Below are 15989 nucleotides of genomic sequence, written 5' to 3' on the forward strand. Positions count from 1 at the left end.
ATTTTGACCGAGTTAAATTGAAGGCTCTGGTCAAAGGTGGGAGCTGGCTTGCCTGCGATGCTTTTAGCGGCTGGCGAGCAGGGCCTGGCCGCGCACCACTGCTGCCTTGACCTGGGCCGGAGCCGTGCCGCCGATATGGTTGCGGGCATTGACCGAGCCTTCCAGGGTCAGCACCGCGAACACGTCCTGCTCGATCTGGTCGCTGAACTGACGTAGCTCTTGCAGGCTCATTTCCGCCAGGTCCTTGCCGGTGTCCACGCCGTACTTCACGGCATGCCCGACGATTTCATGGCAGTCACGGAACGGCAGGCCACGGCGCACCAGGTAGTCCGCCAGGTCAGTGGCGGTGGAGAAACCGCGCAGCGCCGCTTCACGCATGATCGCGTGCTTGGGCTTGATCGCCGGGATCATGTCGGCAAATGCGCGCAGCGAGTCGCGCAGGGTGTCGGCGGCGTCGAACAGCGGTTCCTTGTCTTCCTGGTTGTCCTTGTTGTAGGCCAGGGGCTGGCCCTTCATCAGGGTCAGCAGGCCCATCAGTGCGCCGAATACACGGCCACTTTTACCGCGCACCAGCTCCGGCACGTCGGGGTTTTTCTTTTGCGGCATGATCGAGCTGCCGGTGCAGAAGCGGTCCGGCAGGTCGATGAACTGGAACTGTGCACTGGTCCACAACACCAGTTCTTCGGAGAAACGCGACAAGTGCATCATCGCGATGCTGGCTGCTGCACAGAACTCGATGGCGAAGTCGCGATCCGATACGCCGTCCAGGGAGTTGCCGCCCACGGCGTCGAAACCCAGCAGTTGCGCGGTGTACTCGCGGTCGATCGGGTAGGTGGTGCCGGCCAGGGCCGCGCTGCCCAGAGGCATGCGGTTGGCGCGCTTGCGGCAGTCGACCAGGCGCTCGTAGTCGCGGCTGAGCATTTCGAACCAGGCCAGCAGGTGGTGGCCAAAGGTCACGGGTTGTGCGGTCTGCAGGTGGGTGAAGCCGGGCATGATGGTGTCCGATTCACGCTCGGCCTGCTCCAGCAGACCTTTTTGCAGGCGGGTGATTTCGGCCAGGATCAGGTCGATTTCATCGCGCAGCCACAGGCGGATATCGGTGGCCACCTGGTCGTTGCGGCTGCGCCCGGTGTGCAGCTTCTTGCCAGTCACGCCGATGCGGTCGGTAAGACGCGCCTCGATATTCATGTGCACGTCTTCAAGGTCCACGCGCCAGTCGAAGGTGCCAGCCTCGATTTCGCCACGGATGGTGGTCAGGCCATCGATGATGCTGTCGCGCTCGGCATCGGTCAGCACGCCGACCTTGGCCAGCATGGTGGCGTGGGCGATCGAGCCCATGATGTCGTGGCGATAGAGGCGCTGGTCGAAATTGACGGAGGCGGTGAAGCGCGCGACGAAGGCGTCGACGGGCTCACTGAAGCGGCCGCCCCAGGACTGGTTGGTCTTGTCGGTGCTCATGGATTCGCTCGTGATCTGCTTAAAAGAGGGCATGAAAGTGTGCCGCCGATAATAACAGGGTTGTCCGTGGAGGCGTTGATACGCCGCGTCGGCATTTTTATTTGTTTGATGGGTGGCAAAGTGCCTTGCCGTTGGCCGCGTCCGGGATGAGACTGGAGGCGGGAGTGAACGCGGGGGTTTAAACCGGTCGGTTCCTGAGGTAAACAAAGGGTGTTTATTGAGACGATATTTGACGATTGAGCAATGTCGCCTTCGTGAGCGTCTACAGTTGCACTGACAGGGGTGCAGTGCACCAATGCCAGGCGATGAGGTCGAACTCCAGGCTAACCTTAAAGTAGAGGGGGTGTTCATATTGAGTATCAGCAAACCCTATGACGATGCCCTGCGGTATCGGGTTTTGGGCGGTATTGAACAGGTCCGGGTAAATATTGGTGTCGCTCTCGGGGCACTTTTTGCCGCTCACGCTAGTCTTAGCGTGGATCGCCGTGACGGAAGTCACCGCACCTGTCTACGCTATCCTTGTGCGAGACTCACGCAGGAATCCAGCGCAATATGAATGTCCTGATCGTTGATGACGAACCCCAAGCCCGCGAGCGACTGAGCCGTATGGTCAGTGAACTCGAGGGATACACTGCCCTTGAACCGAGCGCGTCCAGTGGCGACGAGGCATTGACCTTGATCGACAGCCTGAAGCCGGACGTGGTGCTCCTCGATATCCGCATGCCGGGCCTTGATGGCCTGCAGGTCGCCGCCCGCTTGAGCGAGCGCGAGTCGCCGCCGGCGCTGGTGTTATGCGCCAGCGACGAGGAGTTCTCTGCCGAGGCCCTGGAGGCCAGCGGTGTCAGCTTCCTGGCCAAGCCGGTATCAGCCGATGCCCTGCTCAAGGCCTTGAAGAAAGCCGAGCGGCCCAATCGCGTGCAACTTGCCGCCCTGACCCAGCCCGCGGCGCAAAGTGGCAACGGCCCCCGCAGCCATATCAGTGCCAGGACTCGCAAGGGTATCGAGCTGATTCCCGTGGACCAGGTGATTTATTTCATTGCCGATCACAAGTACGTGACCTTGCGTCACGAGCACGGTGAAGTGCTGCTCGATGAGCCGCTCAAGGCCCTGGAAGACGAATTTGGCGAGCGTTTCGTGCGTATCCACCGCAACGCGCTGGTGGCCCGCGAACGCATCGAGCGTCTGCAGCGCACGCCCCTGGGCCATTTCCAGCTGTTCCTCAAAGGGCTCAACGGCGACGCATTGATCGTCAGCCGGCGCCACGTCGCAGGCGTGCGCAAGATGATGCAGCAGCTTTAGCCCGAAGGCTGTAGCGACCTGCATGCCCCAATTGCGGTGCGCTGCGGCCAGGGAGGCCCCGCACTTGCTGATTCAAATCAAGGCGGTTCTGCCTGAGCTGTTATTATCTGCCGTATCTATTCAGTACGGATTGATCCATGTCCTCTCGCGAAATCCGCATCGCCACCCGTAAAAGCGCCCTGGCCTTGTGGCAGGCCGAATACGTCAAAGCCCGCCTTGAGCAAGCCCATCCTGGCCTCACGGTGACCCTGGTGCCCATGGTCAGTCGCGGCGACAAGCTGCTCGACTCGCCGCTGTCGAAAATCGGTGGCAAGGGCCTGTTCGTCAAGGAGCTGGAAACCGCTCTGCTGGAGAACGAAGCCGACATCGCCGTGCACTCGATGAAAGACGTGCCGATGGACTTTCCCGAAGGCCTGGGCCTGTATTGCATCTGCGAGCGTGAAGACCCGCGCGATGCTTTCGTGTCCAACACCTACGCCTCCCTCGATGAATTGCCGCAGGGCAGTATCGTCGGCACCTCCAGCCTGCGTCGCCAGGCCCAGTTGCTGACCCGTCGCCCGGACCTGCAGATCCGCTTCCTGCGGGGCAACGTCAATACCCGCCTGGCCAAGCTGGATGCCGGCGAGTACGACGCGATCATCCTGGCGGCGGCTGGCCTGATTCGTCTGGGCTTTGAAGACCGCATCACCTCGGCCATCAGTGTCGAGGACAGCCTGCCGGCCGGTGGCCAGGGAGCAGTCGGTATCGAATGCCGCACCGCAGACCGGGAAATCCAGGCGCTGCTCAAGCCTCTGGATCACCAAGACACTGAGGTTCGTGTCACCGCCGAACGCGCCCTGAACAAACACCTCAACGGTGGCTGCCAGGTGCCGATTGCCTGCTACGCGGTACTTGAGGGTGAGAACCTGTGGCTGCGCGGCCTGGTGGGCGACCCTGACGGTGGTTTGCTGCTCACCGCGCAAATCCGCGGGCCACAAGCCGAAGCCGCGAGCCTGGGCGTGCAGGTAGCCGAAGAACTCCTGGCAAAAGGCGCCGGCGCCATTCTGCAAAAAGTCTATGGCGAGGCCGGTCCGCAGTGACCGACTGGCGTGTGCTGCTGACGCGGCCTGCCGAGGATTCGGCAGCCTTGGCGGCCTCGTTGTCCGAAGCCGGTATCTTCAGCAGCAGCCTGCCGTTGCTGGAAACCCAACCCTTGCCCATCACTGCTGAACACCGGGCGGTTTTTCAGGGCCTGGATCGCTATTGTGCGGTGATCGTCGTGAGCAAGCCGGCCGCACGCCGGGCGTTGCACTTGCTTGATCAATACGCGCCAGCAGTGCCGGCCTTGCCGTGGTTCAGCGTTGGTGCGGCAACGGCCCAGGTCCTGGCTGAGCATGGCCTTAACGTGAGCTACCCCGAGCTTGGGGATGACAGTGAGGCCTTGCTTGCATTGCCCAGGTTGCGCGAGGCTGTCGCTGTTGACCATGCGCGGGTATTGATCCTGCGCGGGCAGGGTGGGCGAGAGCTGCTGGCTGAGCGTTTGCGCGGCCAAGGTGCTAGTGTCGATTATCTGGAGTTGTATCGTCGGTTTCTGCCGGCCTACGACCCGGATGTGCTCGCCCAACGCATTGCAGTGGAACGCTTGAACGGCCTGGTGGTCAGCAGTGGGCAGGGGTTTTTGCATCTGCAAGGCCTCGCCGGTGCCCATTGGCCACGCGTGGCCCAGTTGCCGTTGTTCGTGCCCAGCCCACGAGTCGCCGAAATGGCGCGGGCGGCGGGCGCGGAAAAAGTTGTGGATTGCCGTGGTGCCAGTGCCGCGGCTTTGCTAGTGGCGTTACGGAGCCAGCCCGTTCCCACTCTCTAATAACGCAAAGGATGGACACGTGAGCGAAACAGCCTTGCCTAAAGATGAAGCTCAGCCCGCGCTCGATGCGCCTGTTGAGACCCCGATCACTGCGCCTCGCCGTGGCAATGGCCTGGCGATCCTCGCTCTGCTGCTTGGTGCCGCCGGTGTTGCGGCTGGCGGCTGGGGGCTCTGGCAGGTCCGGGCCTTGCAAGCGAGCAGCCAGCAACAGTTGGGGCAGGTGCGCACCCTGGATGAACAATCCCAGGGCATCGCGCAGGCGCAACAGCAGTTGGCCGCACGTCTGGCACAATTGCCCGGTGCTGATGAGCTGGAGGAACGCCGCCGGTTGGTCGCGCAATTACAGGGCGACCAGCAGCGCCTGAACCAGCGTCTGGAAACCGTGCTGGGTGCCAGCCGCAAGGACTGGCGCCTGGCCGAGGCCGAGCATCTGCTGCGCCTGGCCAGCCTGCGTTTGTCAGCGTTGCAGGACATCAACAGTGCCCAGGCGCTGGTGCAGGGCGCCGATGAGATCCTGCGCGAGCAGAGCGATCCGGGTTCGTACGCCGCCCGTGAGCAATTGGCCAAGAGCCTGGCGGCGTTGCGCAGTGTCGAGCAGCCGGATCGTACCGGGCTGTACCTGCAGCTGGCGGCGCTGCGTGACCAGGTGGTGCAACTGGCGGCCGTGTCCCCGGAATATCAGCTGCAAGAAAGCCCGCAAGGCCTTGCGACTACCGACACTGACAATCGCTGGAGCCAATGGTGGGAGCAGATTTCCCGCTACTTCCGTATCGACTTCAATCCCGACGATAACATCCGCCCGTTGCTGGCAGGCCAAGGCCTGAACCAGGTGCGCCTGGCCCTGAGCCTGGCGCTGGAGCAGGCGCAATGGGCCGCACTCAATGGCGAGCCGGCGGTATACGCCCGAGCGCTGGGCGAGGCGCGCAGCGTGTTGCAGGGCAACTTCAACCAGGACAATCCGCAAAGCCAGGCCATGCTGGCGCGTATCACCGAGCTTGAGCCCAAGGCCGTCTCGGTGGTGACCCCGGACCTCGCCGCGAGTTTGTCTGCGGTGCAGGCTTACCTTGAACGCCGCCACCTGTCTGCCGATGAAGCCAAGGCTTCCGCCGGTAAGCCGGCGACCCAGGAGTAAAGCCGATGAAGCGTTTCTATGTGATCCTGGTGCTGGCGATTGCTCTCGCCCTGGCGCTGGCTGTGGGCATCTCGAAACACACCGGCTATGTGCTGATCAGCTACCCCCATATGCTGCATTATGAGTCCGGCCTGTGGTCGACCCTGGTGGCGGTGTTTGTCGTCGGCCTGGCGATCTATCTGCTGCGGGTACTGCTGGGCCTGGTGACGACTTCCGGTGGCGTGGTCAACCCGTGGTCGCGGCGCAATCGCAGTCGACGGGTGCAAGTCGCTATTGAACAAGGGCAGATGGACCTGGCGGAAGGCCGCTGGGCCAGTGCCGAGCGGCACCTGCACCGCGCGGCGGAAGCCGAACGCCAACCATTGCTGTATTACCTTGGCGCAGCTCGGGCGGCCAACGAGCAGGGCCGTTATGAAGAGTCCGACAGCCTGCTGGAGCGCGCCCTGGAGCGTCAGCCCCAGGCCGAGCTCGCCATCGCCTTGAGCCACGCGCAGTTGCAGATGGACCGTGGCGACACGGATGCGGCCCTCGTGACGCTGCAGGCCATGCATGAGCGCCATCCGCACAACGCCCAGGTCTTGCGCCAGCTCCAGCGCTTGCACCAGCAGCGCGGTGACTGGTCCTCGGTGATCCGGCTGTTACCGGAACTGCGCAAGGACAAAGTGCTGCCCGCCCCCGAGCTGGCGGATCTGGAGCGCCGGGCCTGGGGTGAAAACCTGAGCCTGGCGGTACAGCGTGAAGAACAAGGCGAGGCGGGTCTGCAGTCCCTTGAACGGGCCTGGCAACAATTGACCTCGGCCCAGCGCCAGGATCCCCAGTTGGTGTTGGCCTATGCCGAGCAATTGCGCCAATTGGGCGCCGATGCCAAGGCCGAAGAGGCGCTGCGTGTTGCGCTCAAGCGTGGTTACGACAGTCACTTGATCAGGTTGTATGGCCTGCTGCGCGGTAGCGACCCGGCACGCCAGCTGAAATTCGCCGAAGGTTGGCTCAAGGACCATCCGGGGGACGCCAGCCTGTTGCTGACGCTGGGCCGGCTCTGCCTGCAAAACAGTCTTTGGGGCAAGGCGCGGGACTATCTGGAAAGCAGCCTGCAAGTGCAACGTAACCCCGAGGCCTGCGCCGAATTGGCGCGATTGCTGGCGCAGTTGGGTGACACCGAGCGCAGTAATCAACTGTTCCAGGAAGGCCTGGGGTTGTTGGATAGTCGCCTGCTGGCTTCGCCGCTACCGGTGCCTGCACGGGTTTAACGTAGGATGTTTTGAAGGGTTGGCTCGGAAGCATCTGGTAACCAGCCCTTCAAAATCCCTGGGTTTTCTCGATTTCAGGGGCTTGAGGTGGTTTCCCACACCGGGCCACGTAAAGTCGCCTGCCCTCTGACGGGATATCCCTGCTATCTCGCGGAAGCGTCTGCTCCAGCGCGTATTGAAAGGGGTAAGGTCTTTCCTCTACCGTAACTACCTATCTCTTGCGTTGCGGATAAACAATGTCTTTGGCCCCCTCACGCTCCTTGTTCTTCCTGGCGTTCATGGCCGGTGTGCTGACGTTGGGCGCGTCTTTTTATCTGGAATACGGGGCTCTGCTGCGACCTTGTTTCCTGTGCCTGATCCAGCGCAGCCTGCTGGCGGTGTTCACCTTGATTACCCTGATAGCAACGCTCCATGGCCCCAGGCGCGTGGGCATTTACCTGTACTGGGCGGCGAGCATGGGTTGTGCGCTGCTCGGCGCAGTGACAGCGGTGCGCCAGGTGCTGTTGCAGAACATCCCGCCTGACCAGATGCCCAACTGCTGGCCGAGCCTGGAATACATGATCGAAAACCTGTCGCTGGGGCAAGCCTTGCAACTGGCATTCAAGGGCACCGTCGATTGTGTGGAAATCAACTGGACGCTGTTCGACTTGAGCATCCCGGAGTGGAGCCTGCTGTTCTTCGTGGCCATGCTCATCCTGGGGGCAACGCAGTTTTCGCGTTTGTTGCCCGGCCCGGGTTTGCGGTTCGTGAAGCACTGATTGGGTGTGTTGGCTCGTAGGATGGGATTAAACACTTGTATGAACTTTCTGGTCTGCGTACCTTGAAGCCATAGTCACGCGGGCATAATCTGGCCCGCACGCGTTATTGAAACAGTTTGTTCGATGCGGCGTTGTCCGCTTGCCGCTTATCCTCGACGTATTGCGCGGGCAAAAGCGGCACCGCCCATAAGGGAAGAGATCATCATGTTGGAAAGTTGTCAGAATGCTCAGGAACGCTGGGGTGGTGTGCATAAGCTGATCGACAGCTGGTTGAAAGCACGTCACGAATTGGTTCGGGCCTTTGATGCTCTTGGTGAGAAACCCGAGGCTCTGGCTGAGAACCGCAAGCCTCTGCAGGAGTTCTGTGGTGTCTTGGTGGACTACGTCTCGGCAGGGCACTTCGGGGTGTATGAGCAACTGACCAAGGAGGCCGAGGCCTTTGACGACCAGCGTGGCCTGGACTTGGCCAAGACCATTTACCCGCGCATCGACGTCATCACCGAAAAGCTCCTGGCTTTTAACGACCTCTGCGACAAGGGTGAGTGCGTTGCCGCAAAATTCAAAGAGCTGGGCGGCTTGCTCCATGAGCGTTTCGAGCTGGAAGACTGCCTGATCGAAGTGCTGCACAACGCCCACAAGGAAGAGCCTGCAACCCAGGCTTGAGCCTTCGCGGCGAGACAAGAAAACGGTGCGCATGGCGCACCGTTTTTCGTTGGGGTCAGGCTCCGGTTGCGAGCAACTCAATCTCGAAAACCAGTGGCGTGTAAGGTGCTATCAACTCACCTGCGCCGTCTGCGCCATAGGCTTGTGCCGATGGAATCACCAGGCGCCACTTCGCGCCCACCGGCATCTGCTGCAACGCGCTTTGCCAGCCGTTGATCACACTGTCCAGGCGAAACCATTGGGGCTGGGCACTCTGGTCGAAAATCGTGCCATCGGGCAATCGCCCCACATACGTCACTTGAACCCGATCATGGGCGCCCGGCTTTTTCCCGCTGCCGGGGGTCAGTTCCGTGAGCAAGATACCGTCGGCCAATTCACGCACGCCGGTCCTGGCTTTTTCCGTGGTCATGAATTGTTGTTCGGCGGCGAGGGCCTTTTCGCTTTGCGGCACTTGGCTCTCGTGGCTGGCCTGCGCTTCGTGCTGGGCGAGAATCTGTGCGATGCGTGCCTCATCCAGTGCCAGGGGCTTGCCTTGATAGGCTTGTTTGAGACCGTCGAGCAAGGCCTGGATCTGCAGGTCGGGGACTTCCTGGCGCAGGCGCTCACCCAGGCTGGCGCCCAGGCTGTAGGCCAGGTCGTGGCTGTCTTTGGACGCCGCCGGTTCAGTTGCATTGGCCACTGAAATCGACAAACCCAGGATGAAAAAAAGGTAACGCGACATGGGTATTCTCCAGCCGAAAGTGCGGTGGATTATGCCAGTGTGAGGGGGTAAAGAATGGAGTGGTTTTTCGTTATATCGATAAGAATTTTTGTGCGGTGCAACGCAACGCATTCGATACTGTCAACATGCCCTAGCGGCGGTAAGAGCAGAGGGCTAGTATGAGCCGCACCCACGTCAGCCAGGAGGTAAACCATGTCGGCCAAACAGAAGCCTGTTAATACCCCGTTGCACTTGCTCCAACAACTCTCGGGCAGCCTGCTCGAACATTTGGAAAGTGCTTGCTCCCAAGCCTTGGCTGATGCAGAAAAATTGCTCGCCAAGCTGGAAAAGCAACGCGGCAAGGCGCAAGAAAAACTGCATAAATCGCGTACCAAACTGCAAGACGCCGCAACCGCCGGCAAAGCCAAGGCGCAAACCAAAGCCAAGGGCGCCGTGAAAGAACTTGAGGACTTGCTCGATGCCCTCAAGGATCGTCAATCCGAAACCCGCACCTACATCCTTCAACTCAAGCGCGATGCCCAAGAGAGCCTGAAATTGGCGCAGGGTGTTGGTCGTGTGAAAGAAGCGGTGGCCAAAGTGCTGAGCACTCGTACACCGGCCAAGGCCGTTGCGGCCAAGGCGCCGGCCAAAGTTGCGGCCAAGCCTGCTGCTAAAAAAGCGCCTGCGAAACCAGTTGCCAAAACCGCTGCTGCGAAACCAGCCGCTAAACCAGCTGCCAAAACCGCTGCTGCGAAACCAGCCGCCAAGCCAGCTGCCAAAACCGCTGCTGCGAAACCAGCCGCTAAACCAGCTGCCAAAACTGCTGCTGCGAAACCAGCCGCCAAGCCAGCTGCCAAAACCGCTGCTGCGAAACCAGCCGCCAAGCCAGCCGCCAAGCCAGCTGCCAAACCTGCTGCTGCGAAACCAGCCGCTAAGCCAGTTGCCAAAACTGCTGCTGCGAAACCAGCCGCTAAGCCAGTTGCCAAAACTGCTGCTGCAAAGCCTGCCGCTAAACCAACTGCCAAAACTGCTACTGCGAAACCAGCCGCCAAGCCAGCTGCCAAAACTGCTGCTGCAAAGCCGGCCGCTAAGCCAGCTACTAAAACTGCTGCCGCAAAACCAGCCGCTAAGCCAGCTGCCAAACCTGCTGCTGCAAAATCAGCGGCTAAACCTGCTGCTGCCAAGCCAGCTGCTGCAAAGCCAGCCGCCAAACCAGCTCCAGCAGCCGCCAAGCCTGCTACCCCTGCCGCTCCAGCCGCTACCACCGCACCGGCCAGCAACACGCCTGCCCCGGCAGCACCCGTCACCACCCCAACCAGCGCTTCCTAAGTGCCGGTGGCCGCGGCGCGCAGCTGATGCAGCGCGTCGTGGTCAAGGTTGGCGGCTTCGGTCGCCAGTCCTTCAAGCCATGTTTGATCCGTGGCTCGTTCCCCTGTTGGCCAACCCTTCGCCAGCGCCTCCAGGCGTAACAGCAACTGCCGTTCGGCTTCCAGCTCCAGGGCCTTGACCCGCTCGCGCAAAGCTCCCAGTTCCACATCCTGCTGCGCCATAGCGCGCCATTGCGTGCGCACCTTGCGCAAGGGCTGTACGACATCTGCCTGCCAGGGGTCGGCAATTTCCCGTAGTGCCAGCACACGCGCAGGTTCGGGTGCGACGCCACGCTGTTCCAGCCACAGCCCGCACAACAACAGACACACATCCGCCCCTTGTTCCTGCAAGCGCAGGCAGGCATCTTCAGCGCCCGCACGGGCGTAGGTCGAGAGGGCAAAGCTCCACAGGTCAGCGCACATGTTCACACCCAAGCCAGCGGTCAACGAAGCTGGTAGACTCCGCCGCCATTATGATCCGACTTCAAAGCCTAACATTACAGCGTGGCCCGCAACGTCTTCTTGAAGACGCCGAGCTGACCCTGCACGCCGGTCACAAAGCCGGCCTGATCGGTGCCAATGGCGCCGGCAAATCCACGTTGTTTGCCCTGTTGCTCGGTGAGCTGACCCCGGATTCCGGGGATTGCCTGCTGCCGGCCGACTGGCGTATCGCCCATATGCGCCAGGAGATCGACACCCTGGACCGCATCGCGATCGACTACGTGCTCGATGGCGACCTGCGCCTGCGCCAGGTGCAACACGACCTGGCCGAGGCTGAGAAAGCCCAGGACGGTGCCGCCCAGGCCCGCCTGCACTCGGAACTCGACAGCGCCGACGGCTACACCGCGGACGCCCGCGCGCGCAAAATGCTCGCTGGCCTTGGGTTCACCAACGAACAGATGGATCGCCCGGTCGCCGACTTTTCCGGTGGCTGGCGCATGCGCCTGAACCTGGCCCAGGCGCTGATGTGCCCCTCGGACCTGTTGCTGCTCGATGAGCCGACCAACCACTTGGATCTCGATGCGATCCTGTGGCTGGAGGATTTCCTCAAGAGCTACCCCGGCACCTTGTTGCTGATTTCCCACGACCGGGATTTCCTCGACGCCGTGGTCGATAACATCGCCCATGTCGAGCAAAAGAAAATCACCCTCTATCGCGGCGGCTACACCGCGTTCGAGCGGGCCCGTGCCGAACGCCTGGCCCAGCAGCAACAGGCTTTCGAGAAGCAGCAGGCGCAGCGTGCGCACATGGAAAGCTACATCGCCCGGTTCAAGGCCCAGGCCACCAAGGCCCGTCAGGCCCAGAGCCGGATCAAGGCCCTGGAGCGCATGGAAGAACTGTCGGCGGCCCACGTCGATTCGCCGTTCGACTTTGTGTTCCGCGAGTCGCTGAAAATCTCCAGCCCCTTGCTCGATCTCTCGGATGCACGCCTGGGTTATGGCGACAAAACCATCCTGGAGAAGGTCAAGCTGCAGCTCACCCCGGGTGCGCGCATCGGTTTGCTCGGCCCCAACGGCGCGGGCAAATCGACGCTGATCAAGAACCTGTCAGGCGAGCTGCAACCCCTGGCCGGGCGCCTGACCCGTGGCGAGAACCTGGTGGTGGGCTACTTCGCCCAGCATCAACTGGACTCCCTCGACTCCAAGGCCAGCCCGCTGTTGCACTTGCAGCGCCTGGCGCCAACGGAGCGCGAACAGACCCTGCGTGACTTCCTCGGTGGCTTCGACTTCCGTGGCGCACGCATCGATGAGCCGGTGCTGAATTTCTCCGGCGGCGAAAAAGCCCGCCTGGCCCTGGCCCTGATCGCCTGGGACCGGCCAAACCTGCTGCTGCTCGACGAACCGACCAACCACCTGGACCTGGAAATGCGCCTGGCGCTGACCATGGCCTTGCAGGAGTTCAGCGGGGCGGTACTGGTGGTGTCTCACGACCGCCACTTACTCAAGAGCACCACCGACAATTTCCTGCTGGTGGCCGATGGCAAGGTGGAAGAGTTCGACGGCGACCTGGACGACTACGCCCGTTGGCTGACTGACTATCGCCTGCGTAACGCGCCGGTCAGCAACACCCCGGTCAACCCGGACAAGACCGACAAGAAAGCCCAGCGCCAGGCCGCCGCTGCCCTGCGCCAGCAGTTGGCGCCGCACAAACGCGAAGCCGACAAGCTCGAAGCCGAGTTGGGCAAGGTCCACGAGCGCCTGGCCAAGATCGAAGCCAGCCTCGGCGACAGCGCGGTGTACGAAGCGGCCCGCAAGGATGAACTGCGCGACTTGCTGGCCGAACAGGCCAAGCTCAAGGTGCGTGAAGGGCAATTGGAGGAAACCTGGATGGAAGCCCTCGAATTGCTCGAAGGCCTGCAAGCGGAGCTGGAGGCGCTGTCCTGATGGAAGCCTTGCAACTGCCGCTGCCAGCGCAATGGATCGAACCGGTGTGGGTCGGCGTGCAAATCCTGCTGATCCTGCTGGCCGGCTACCTGGCCCAGCGCTTCGTCGCCAAGGGCCTGACGCGCCTGGGCGAGCGCTACCCGTTCCCGCCGCAACTGCTGATGCCCCTGCGTGGCGGCCTGCGCTGGCTGATCATGGGCAGTGCACTGATCTTCGTCCTCGAACGCCTGGGCGTGTCGGCCACCGTGCTGTGGACTGCGCTGTCGGGTTTTGTGGCCGTGGCGGCGGTGGCGTTCTTTGCCATGTGGTCGGTGCTGTCCAACCTGCTCTGCGCGATCCTGATTTTTACCGTCGGGCCGTTTCGCCTGGGCGATGTGGTCGAGCTGGTGGACACCGTCGACAAGCCTGGCGTCAAAGGCCGGGTGATCGCGATCAACCTGCTTTACACCACGCTGATCGAAGTGGCCGAGGCGGGCACCGACAGCGCGGTGGTGCAAGTGCCCAACAGCCTGTTCTTCCAGCGTTCGGTACGCCGCTGGCGCGGTAGTGATATCAGCCCCTTGCCTTAAAATTCTCTAGCCAGCCCTCGGCCCTCGGAGTTAGCTTAGTGCTCACAACGAATTTGCTACGAGGTGTGTAATGGCGCTCGACACATGGCTGGCCTTTTTCCTGGCCAGCTGGATCATCAGTCTCTCCCCCGGCGCGGGCGCCATCGCCTCGATGTCCAGCGGCCTGCAATACGGTTTCCTGCGCGGTTACTGGAACGCCATCGGCCTGCAATTGGGCCTGGCGATGCAGATTGCCGTGGTGGCGGGCGGCCTGGGCGCCATTCTTGCGGCGTCTTCTACCGCGTTCTATGCGATCAAGTGGTTTGGCGTGGCGTACCTGGTGTACCTGGCCGTCAAGCAATGGCGCGCCTTGCCCATGGACATGAGCGATGACGCGGCCGTACGCCCGATCGGCAAGCCGATGGCGATGATGTTCCGTGGTTTCTTGGTCAATGCCAGCAACCCCAAGGCCCTGGTCTTCATGCTGGCGGTGCTGCCACAGTTTGTGAACCCGCAGGCACCGCTGCTGATCCAGTACCTGATCCTCGGCGCGACCATGATCGGCGTGGATATGATCGTGATGGCCGGCTATACCGGGCTGGCGTCGAAGGTACTGCGCCTGTTGCGCACACCCAAGCAGCAAAAACGCGTGAACCGTACGTTTGCCGGGCTGTTCGTGGGCGCGGCGGGTTTCCTCGCCAGCCTGCATCGCGCAACGGCCTGACTGAACGAACCCAATCAAAACTGTAGGAGCCGGCTTGCCGGCGATAGCGGTGTATCAGCCAGCATATATTGCACTGACCCATCGCTATCGCCGGCAAGCCGGCTCCTACATTGGTTTTGGGTTCAGTGCAGGATCTTCGGCGCCTCATCCCTTGGCAGGTTGTTGCGCAATGCCGGCTGCCCAGGTTCCTGGTAGCCAGCGCCCAGTTGCTCCTGCAGCTGGCGCGCCACATCTTCACCCAGGGTTTTCGACACTTCCTTCACCACCCGTGGCCGGCTCAGGCTCACGCGCACGTCGCGACTGCTCACCAACTTGGTGTCCTGGCCTTCACCCATGGCGGTAAATGCCGAGGTGATCTCGTAGGTACGGGTGTTGATCAGGCTGAAGTCCGCCACGACCGCCAGCCCCAGTACCGCTGAATAGCTGTTGGTGCGATCCAGGGCGTTGATGTCCTGGGTGAAGTCGATATCCGACAAGGTGCCAAACAACACATAGTCGGCGCCCTTGAAGTGGCCGGCCTTGATCCGCTTGATCACGTCGTACACATCGCCCTTGGCCTCGCTGGTGTAGGGCGTGCCCTGGACCAGTTGGAACTGGCGCGACTTGAGAATCTCGCCCTTGATATCGCCGCTGAATTTGCGCAGCTCGCTCTGTTCGATGTAGCTGTTGCGGCTCTCGAACTCGGTGTAGCTGGACGCACCGCTGGCGTTGTACGGGCTGGCCTGGAAGTTATTGCTGGCCGCGACGGCGTGGATGTATTGCTCCACCCGCGCCTCGTAGGCCAGGTCCGTGACCGCGATTTTCGGCGCCGCCCAGGCGCCAAAGCTGCACAGCAGGGCGATGATGCCGATCCATGGGCCCATGGCTTAGCGCTCCGTGGTCTTGCGGATTTCTTTTTCGTCCATCCATTCCGCCAGGCCGCTTTCGACGTCGACCAGTTGCAGGCTGAACTTGTAGAACACGTCCTTGTAGTCGGCGCTGCGCTTGACGATGGAGCTGATGGAACCTTCCAGGCGGTACTTGGCGGCGACCATGTTGCCGGTCTTGCTGACCGTGGACTTCTTGTACAGGCCGCTCTGGTTTTGCAGCTTGAGCTGGTCGACCTGGCTTTGCATATCGGTGTTGTCGCTGGCGAAGCGGGCGGTGCCGGTCTTCATCAACTGGGTCTTGATCGAGGTGGTGATCTCGCGGGTATCGATGTACTCGCTGGTCTTGTTCTTCACGTCATACACCTGCACCACCGGGCGGCCCTGGAGGATGCCGGACTGCGCCAGGGAGCGGGTCATGCTTTCAGCGATCATCTGCAGGTCGGTGGAGCCGAACTCGTTGGTCACCAGTTCCACGGCCTTGGTGTCGCCATAGCTGATGTTTTTGCCGCCGATGACCGGCGAGGTGTTGGCGCAGCCGCTGGCCAGGACGGCGATCACGGCGAGGAACGAAAAGCGTGCAAACATGGGAAGGTCTCTCGAAAACTGAATAGGGGCCAGGCTCAAGGCGTCTTGACTTCAAGGCGGAAGTCGGCGGCCTGGGGCAGGTTGGCGATGGCCGGCAGGAAGGTGGCCTGGTTGGCGTAGAGGTTCAGCACTTTCCAGGTTTCTTCGTCGCCCACCGGGAAGCCATCGGCGCCCAGCCAGGCGAAGCGGTAGTACATCATCTGATTGCTGCTGGTGATGTTGCTCAGTTGCACTTTGGCTGTCAGGAAGCCGTTTTCGCGGGCCACCCGAATGGCGCCGACGGCGATGCCCTTGAACTTGCCCATCACCACGACTTTGCTCGCGGCGCTGCCAGGTGCCGGCGGCGGGGTGGCGCAGCCGGCGAGGAAGATCAGCGCCAGGGCGCCGAGGATGAAATGACGCATAGCGTGCT

General features: G+C 61.8%; 17 protein-coding genes. 11 read left to right on the forward strand and 6 right to left on the reverse strand.

The features are described from left to right. Window positions 1-63 precede the first annotated feature (63 nt). Window positions 64-1458: an argininosuccinate lyase gene (argH, locus tag HBO11_RS14630; protein ID WP_169955380.1), complete on the reverse strand. Its 1395-nt coding sequence runs from the start codon at window positions 1456-1458 to the stop codon at window positions 64-66. Between the two features lie 552 nt (window positions 1459-2010). Between argH and HBO11_RS14635 the strand changes: the two genes are divergently transcribed. The 7 genes from HBO11_RS14635 (at window position 2011) to HBO11_RS14665 (ending at window position 8400) form a co-directional block, all read left to right on the forward strand. Then, complete coding sequence (locus HBO11_RS14635) at window positions 2011-2757, forward strand: LytTR family DNA-binding domain-containing protein (RefSeq protein ID WP_169955379.1); 747 nt, start codon at window positions 2011-2013, stop codon at window positions 2755-2757. Window positions 2758-2894: 137 nt separating this feature from the next. Further along, the gene (hemC, locus tag HBO11_RS14640) at window positions 2895-3836 is read left to right on the forward strand and encodes a hydroxymethylbilane synthase (RefSeq protein ID WP_169955378.1); all 942 of its coding nucleotides are present in this window, start codon (window positions 2895-2897) and stop codon (window positions 3834-3836) included. Continuing rightward, window positions 3833-4600, forward strand: a complete 768-nt coding sequence (locus HBO11_RS14645; protein ID WP_169955377.1) for a uroporphyrinogen-III synthase — start codon at window positions 3833-3835, stop codon at window positions 4598-4600. The genes hemC and HBO11_RS14645 overlap by 4 nt, the downstream gene beginning before the upstream one ends. Window positions 4601-4619: 19 nt before the next feature. Beyond that, window positions 4620-5732 (forward strand): uroporphyrinogen-III C-methyltransferase, encoded by a 1113-nt coding sequence (locus HBO11_RS14650; RefSeq protein ID WP_169955376.1) that lies wholly within the window; start codon window positions 4620-4622, stop codon window positions 5730-5732. A gap of 5 nt (window positions 5733-5737) precedes the next feature. Next, window positions 5738-6979 (forward strand): heme biosynthesis protein HemY, encoded by a 1242-nt coding sequence (locus tag HBO11_RS14655; protein ID WP_169955375.1) that lies wholly within the window; start codon window positions 5738-5740, stop codon window positions 6977-6979. 236 nt (window positions 6980-7215) lie between these two features. Continuing rightward, the gene (locus tag HBO11_RS14660) at window positions 7216-7737 is read left to right on the forward strand and encodes a disulfide bond formation protein B (protein WP_169955374.1); all 522 of its coding nucleotides are present in this window, start codon (window positions 7216-7218) and stop codon (window positions 7735-7737) included. Window positions 7738-7941: 204 nt separating this feature from the next. Next, complete coding sequence (locus HBO11_RS14665) at window positions 7942-8400, forward strand: Rsd/AlgQ family anti-sigma factor (protein ID WP_070994033.1); 459 nt, start codon at window positions 7942-7944, stop codon at window positions 8398-8400. 55 nt (window positions 8401-8455) lie between these two features. On the opposite strand, the gene HBO11_RS14670 is transcribed toward HBO11_RS14665, so the two are convergent. Continuing rightward, complete coding sequence (locus tag HBO11_RS14670; RefSeq protein ID WP_169955373.1) at window positions 8456-9121, reverse strand: FKBP-type peptidyl-prolyl cis-trans isomerase; 666 nt, start codon at window positions 9119-9121, stop codon at window positions 8456-8458. Window positions 9122-9313: 192 nt separating this feature from the next. On the opposite strand from HBO11_RS14670, the gene HBO11_RS14675 reads away from it, so the two are divergent. Next, window positions 9314-10429 carry an AlgP family protein gene (locus HBO11_RS14675; protein ID WP_170058896.1) on the forward strand — a complete coding sequence of 372 codons (1116 nt, stop codon included), beginning with the start codon at window positions 9314-9316 and terminating at the stop codon, window positions 10427-10429. On the opposite strand, the gene HBO11_RS14680 is transcribed toward HBO11_RS14675, so the two are convergent. After that, the gene (locus HBO11_RS14680; RefSeq protein WP_169955043.1) at window positions 10426-10890 is read right to left on the reverse strand and encodes a TIGR02444 family protein; all 465 of its coding nucleotides are present in this window, start codon (window positions 10888-10890) and stop codon (window positions 10426-10428) included. The two genes, HBO11_RS14675 and HBO11_RS14680, sit on opposite strands and share 4 nt — an antisense overlap. Before the next feature lie 50 nt (window positions 10891-10940). Here HBO11_RS14680 and HBO11_RS14685 point away from each other — a divergent pair, with 50 nt between their 5' ends. The 3 genes from HBO11_RS14685 (at window position 10941) to HBO11_RS14695 (ending at window position 14123) form a co-directional block, all read left to right on the forward strand. Next, on the forward strand, window positions 10941-12851 hold the full coding sequence (locus tag HBO11_RS14685) for an ATP-binding cassette domain-containing protein (RefSeq protein ID WP_169955042.1): 1911 nt from the start codon (window positions 10941-10943) through the stop codon (window positions 12849-12851). Continuing rightward, complete coding sequence (locus tag HBO11_RS14690; RefSeq protein ID WP_057440468.1) at window positions 12851-13420, forward strand: mechanosensitive ion channel family protein; 570 nt, start codon at window positions 12851-12853, stop codon at window positions 13418-13420. Before HBO11_RS14685 ends, HBO11_RS14690 begins: the two co-directional genes overlap by 1 nt. A 70-nt stretch (window positions 13421-13490) precedes the next feature. Further along, window positions 13491-14123: a LysE family transporter gene (locus HBO11_RS14695; protein ID WP_169955041.1), complete on the forward strand. Its 633-nt coding sequence runs from the start codon at window positions 13491-13493 to the stop codon at window positions 14121-14123. Window positions 14124-14245: 122 nt separating this feature from the next. Here the strand turns inward: HBO11_RS14695 and HBO11_RS14700 are convergent, their stop codons facing one another. The 3 genes from HBO11_RS14700 to HBO11_RS14710 are packed head-to-tail and all read right to left on the reverse strand — an operon-like array spanning window position 14246 to window position 15981. After that, window positions 14246-14986 carry a penicillin-binding protein activator LpoB gene (locus tag HBO11_RS14700; RefSeq protein WP_169955040.1) on the reverse strand — a complete coding sequence of 247 codons (741 nt, stop codon included), beginning with the start codon at window positions 14984-14986 and terminating at the stop codon, window positions 14246-14248. Window positions 14987-14989: 3 nt separating this feature from the next. Next, window positions 14990-15577: a penicillin-binding protein activator LpoB gene (gene lpoB / locus HBO11_RS14705; protein WP_169955039.1), complete on the reverse strand. Its 588-nt coding sequence runs from the start codon at window positions 15575-15577 to the stop codon at window positions 14990-14992. A 35-nt stretch (window positions 15578-15612) separates the two neighbouring features. Next, window positions 15613-15981, reverse strand: coding sequence for a YcfL family protein (locus HBO11_RS14710; protein ID WP_169955038.1), 369 nt, complete (start codon window positions 15979-15981; stop codon window positions 15613-15615). Window positions 15982-15989: the final 8 nt, after the last annotated feature.

Source organism: Pseudomonas sp. WS 5010 (assembly GCF_012985565.1).
Classification (GTDB): Bacteria; Pseudomonadota; Gammaproteobacteria; order Pseudomonadales; family Pseudomonadaceae; genus Aquipseudomonas.